5 protein-coding genes are annotated in these 4,763 nt (G+C 71.4%); all 5 read left to right on the top strand.

Annotation, left to right across the window (positions count from 1 at the left end):
* Nucleotides 1–138: 138 nt before the first annotated feature.
* Entirely contained in the window at nucleotides 139–1,266 is a 1,128-nt protein-coding gene (locus VAE46_RS10295) for a hypothetical protein (protein ID WP_322796850.1), read from the top strand.
* Nucleotide 1,267: 1 nt separating this feature from the next.
* Complete coding sequence (locus tag VAE46_RS10290) at nucleotides 1,268–2,266, top strand: aldo/keto reductase (protein ID WP_322796849.1); 999 nt, start codon at nucleotides 1,268–1,270, stop codon at nucleotides 2,264–2,266.
* Nucleotides 2,263–3,027, top strand: coding sequence for a chlorite dismutase family protein (locus VAE46_RS10285; protein ID WP_322796848.1), 765 nt, complete (start codon nucleotides 2,263–2,265; stop codon nucleotides 3,025–3,027). Before VAE46_RS10290 ends, VAE46_RS10285 begins: the two co-directional genes overlap by 4 nt.
* A 45-nt stretch (nucleotides 3,028–3,072) precedes the next feature.
* A complete protein-coding gene (cobA, locus tag VAE46_RS10280; RefSeq protein WP_322796847.1) occupies nucleotides 3,073–4,551 on the top strand; it encodes a uroporphyrinogen-III C-methyltransferase in 1,479 nt (492 codons plus the stop codon).
* A partial coding sequence (locus VAE46_RS10275; protein WP_322796846.1) for an NAD(P)-dependent oxidoreductase occupies nucleotides 4,548–4,763 on the top strand: 216 nt, incomplete at its 3' end. The genes cobA and VAE46_RS10275, both read left to right, overlap by 4 nt.

Raw genomic sequence — 4,763 nt, 5'->3', positions numbered from 1 at the left:
AATCCCCCGTCCCGTGCTCGAGACCATCACGCGCAGCCTGCTCGCCCACCTCCTCCACGAACCCTCCGCCCGCCTGCGCGCCCTCGACCCTGAGACCGCCAGCCTCGTCGCCGACATCTTCGAAACCCCGGAGCCCGCATGATCGCCACCCTCAGCACCCACCACCCCGAGACTGCCGCCATCCTCGCCGTCTCCGAAGACGGCCTCGCAGGCTTCCACGAGCGCCCCTTCGCCGAGATCGCCAGCCGCGCCGGCCTCCCGGAGCCCCTCGTCATCGACCGCATCCGCGAGCTCCTCCAGGCCGGCGTCATTCGCCGCGTCCGCCAGACCCTCCAGACCGGTTCGCTTGCCCACGGCGCCCTGGTCGCCTGGAACGTCCCCTCGGACCGCCTCAACGCCGCCTTCGAAACCCTCGCCGCCGCCGACCCCTTCTCCGGCCACGTCGTCATCCGCAGCACCGATTCCAGCCTCCCCGGGGCAGCCTACCGCCTCTGGACCACCCTTAAGGTCCCGCAGGGCTTCTCCCTCGAGAAGCACGTCCACCTCATGGGCCGCGAAATCGGCGCCGTCGCCTGGCGCATCATGCCCGCACGCTGCCTGTTCGCCCTCGGGGTGGGCCACGTCCGCCGGCGCACCATCGAGCCCGGCTCCCGCGCGGATGTCCCCGCCAGTCCCCTCTACCCAGGACTGACCCGCCTGGACGACGCCGAGTGGCGCGCCCTCGCCGCCCTCAAGGAGCCCCTCGCCCCCGAAGAGATCGTTGCCGAGCCCTGGCGCGCCCGGGCTGAAGCCGCCCAAATGACCCTGCCCGGCTTCCTCGAAGCGGTCCGCCGCCTCGAGGCGAAGGGCCTCATCGCCCGCTTCTCCACCTTCCTCGAGCACGTCAAGCCGCTCCCGACTGGCGAGCGCGTCACCCGCTACAACGCCCTCTTCCACTGGGCCGTCGAACCCGGGTACGAACTCCGCGCCGGCGGCGAAGTCGGCCGCCACCACATCATCACCCACGCCTACTGGCGGGAGGCCGGCCCCGAGTTCGGCAACGTCAACATCATGGCCGTCGCTCACGGCACCGAGAAGGACGCGCTCCTCGCCCACAAGGCCGCCATTGATGCCCATCTCGCCGAAGCCGGGATTCCCGTCAGCTACACCACGCAGTTCTGGGGCGGCCGCTCGGAAATCAAGCCCTCCGAGATCCTCCCCCAGGCCTACCAAGCCTTCTGCCGCCAGCGCGGCATCGACCCATCCACCATGCGCGAGGACTGCTGAGATGCACTACCGCCCCCTTCACGGCACCCCCCTGACCCTCTCCGCCGTCGGTTTCGGTGTCTGGACCGTCGGCACCACCTGGTGGGGCGTCACCGATCGCCAGGAAGGCATCCGCCTCCTCCGCCTCGCCTTCGACCTCGGCATCACCTTCTTCGATACCGGCAACACCTACGCCGATGGCGCCGCCGAGACCATCCTCGCCGAGGCGCTCGGGCATCGCCGCCAGGAGATCGTCATCGCCTCCAAGTTCGGCTACGACCTCTCCGTGCCGCCGCGCGCCAACCAGCAGGAGCGCCCCCAGGACTGGTCGCCCGCCCACATGCTCCGTTCGCTCGAAGAGTCCCTCCGCCGCCTCGGCACCGACTATCTCGACTACTACCAGCTCCACAACCCGCGCATCGACGCCATCCGGCGCGAGGACCTGCTCGGCGCACTCGAGGACGCCCGCCGCGAAGGGCTCATCCGCGACTACGGCGTCGCCCTCGGCCCCGCTTTCGATCTGCGGCAGGCCGCCGAAGGCATCGAAGCCGTCCGCCGCGGCCTGCCGCCGCAGATCATCTACAACATCCTCGAACAGGAGCTCGGCGAAGCGATCTTCCCCGTCGCCCGCGAGCATGGGGTCGGCGTTCTCGCCCGCGTGCCCCACGCCTCCGGTCTCCTCGACGGCACAGCCACCCGCGCGACCGAGTTCCCGCCCGGCGATCACCGCCGCTGGCGCATCGATACTCCCGAAAAGCGCGCCGCCTGGGAAGAAGGCATCCGCCGCGCCGGCACCCTCGCGTTCCTCGCCCGCGATGGCCGAACCCTCGGGCAGGCCGCCATCCAGTTCATCCTCCGCGAACCCGCGATTGGTGCCGTCCTCCCGAACATCTACGACGAAGCCGGCCTCCGCGAGTTCGCCGCTGCGTGCGAGGCCGCACCCCTCACCGATGCCGAATACGAGCGCATCCAGCAGCTCCGCGCTGCCGGCTACCCCGAACCCCAGGAGGCCACCGCATGACCGCCGAATCCCGCCCCGAACGGCCCCGCGGCCCGATTGTCGAACTCGACCCCTCCGGCCGCGTGCAGCCGAAAGACCCCGACCGCGCTACCCGGCAGTTCCTCAATTTCGCCTTCTTCCGGATCGATCCCGCCTTCCGCCGCCTTCCGCGCGAGGAGCGCTGCGGCCTCCACGCCGAGTACACCGACGTCCTGCGTCGCTGGGCCAAACGCGACGACCTCATCCTCCGCACCTACACCCTCGAAGGGCTCCGCGCCGATTGCGACTTCATGCTCTGGCGCATCGCCAACGACGTCCGCCGCTTCAACGAGATGCAGCGCGACCTCAACACGACCGCCATGGCCGGCTGGCTCAGCCCCGCCTACAGCTTCCTCTCCCTCCAGAAGCGCTCCCAGTACGTCAACCGCATCGAAGGCTCCGGCCACGGGGTCGAACTCCTCCCCGGCGAAGGCCAGTTCCTCTTCGTCTACCCCTTCGTGAAGACCCGCGACTGGTACGCCCTCAGCCCCCATGCCCGCCAGGGCATGATGGACGAACACATCCACGTCTCCGCACCGTTCAAGGGCGTCCGCCTCAACACCAGCTACAGCTACGGCATCGACGACCAGGAGTTCGTCGTCGCCTTCGATTCCGATTACCCCCAGGAATTCGTCGACCTCGTCTCCCGCCTCCGCTTCACCGAGGCCAGCCGCTACACCCTCCGCGATACGCCGATGTTCACCTGCCTGAAATCCCCCGTTGAGACCATATTCACCCCGTAGCCCGAACCCGCGCCCGCGGTTCATCGCCATGCCACAATGAACGATATGCCGAATCTCACCGGCCGCGCCTGGCTCGTCGGAGCCGGCCCCGGCGACCCGTCGCTGCTCACCCTGGCCGGCCGGGACGCCCTCGCCGCCGCCGAGGTCGTCCTCTACGACGCCCTGCTTCACCCTGCCGTTCTCGACTTCGCCCCGGCCGATGCCCTCCGTATCCCCGTCGGCAAGCGCGCCGGCGCCCACTCCGTCCCCCAGCACGAAATCAACCGCCTGCTCGTCGACCATGTCCGCGCGGGGCGCCGGGTCGTGCGCCTCAAGGGCGGCGACCCCTTCGTCTTCGGCCGCGGCGGCGAAGAGGCGCTCGCCCTGCGCGAGGCCGGTCTCCCGTTCACGGTCATCCCGGGGGTCACCTCCGCGGTCGCTGTGCCGGCCGCGGCAGGCATCCCGGTCACCCACCGCGGTCTCGCTACCCGCTTCACCGTCCTCACCGGCGCCGAATCCACGGGCGAACCCCCGGCCGACCTCCCTCCTCCCGCCGTCGCCGGCACCCTCGTTATCCTCATGGGCGCCGCCCACCTTCCCTCCCTCGTCGATCGGCTCCTCGCCCTCGGCTGGGACCCGGCCACCCCGGCCGCTTCCATCGCCCATGGCACCCTGCCGGCGCAGCAATCCGTCGTCGGCACCCTCGGCGAAATCGCCGGCCTCGCTGCCTCGCTGCCCACCCCGCTCATCACCGTCGTCGGGCGCGTCGTCGAACTGGCCGGGCTGCTCGGCCCCGGCCGATTCGGCCCCCTTGCCGGCCGCAGCGTGGTCGTAACCCGGTCCCGCAGCCAGTCATCCGCCCTCGCCGAGATGCTTCGCAACCTCGGTGCCGATGTCATCGAGGCCCCGGCCATCGCCATCACCCTGCGTCCCGGCGCCATCACCATCGATGAGCGCTCCGCCGGCCGCTGGGACTGGATCGTGGTCACGAGCCAGAACAGCGCCGCGGCCCTCTTCGCCGCCCTCGATGCCGCCGGCCGCGATATCCGGGCGCTCGGCACCGCCCGCATCGCCGCCGTCGGCGAAGCCACCGCCGCCGCGCTCGCGGCCCGCTCCGTCCGCCCCGACTTTCTCCCCTCGCGCGCCACGTCGGCCGTTCTCGCCGAGGAGCTCCCGCGCGTCAACGGCGCCCGGGTCCTGCTCCCCATCTCCGCGCTCGCCGGCCCCGAACTCGAGGACGCCCTCCGCCGCCGCGGCGCCCACGTCGAGCGCATTGACGCCTACCACACCACCCCCGTGCCGCTCGACCCGGCCCTCCTGCCGCGCATCCTCGAGGCCGACGCCATCACCTTCACCTCCGCCTCGACCGCCGCCTTCCTCGCCGAGGCCCTCGGCGAGGCGCGCCCCTCACCCTCGGTGCGCCTCGTGAGCATCGGCCCCTCCACCTCGGCCACCGTCCGCGCACGCTTCGGCCGCGTCGACGCCGAGGCCGCTACGCCCGGCCTGCCCCAGCTCGTCGCCGCCCTGCTCGAGGTCCTCGCATGAGCATCCTGATCGAACTCCTCCCCTCCGCCGGCCCCGCCCTCGTCGTGGGCGGCGGCGCCATCGCCTCCCGAAAGGTGGCCACCCTCCTCGACGGCGGCTTCACGGTGACCGTCATCGCCCCGGAATTCGCTCCCGAACTCGCTGCCGACCCCCGCCTCGACCTCCACCCCCGCCCCTTCGCCGACGCCGACCTCGATGCCCGCCCGTGGGCG

It is taken from the genome of Tepidiforma sp., from assembly GCF_034433535.1.
Taxonomy (GTDB): domain Bacteria; phylum Chloroflexota; class Dehalococcoidia; order Tepidiformales; family Tepidiformaceae; genus Tepidiforma.
Note: the sequence above shows the minus strand (reverse complement) of the source record. Positions and strands in the feature narration are given on the sequence as shown.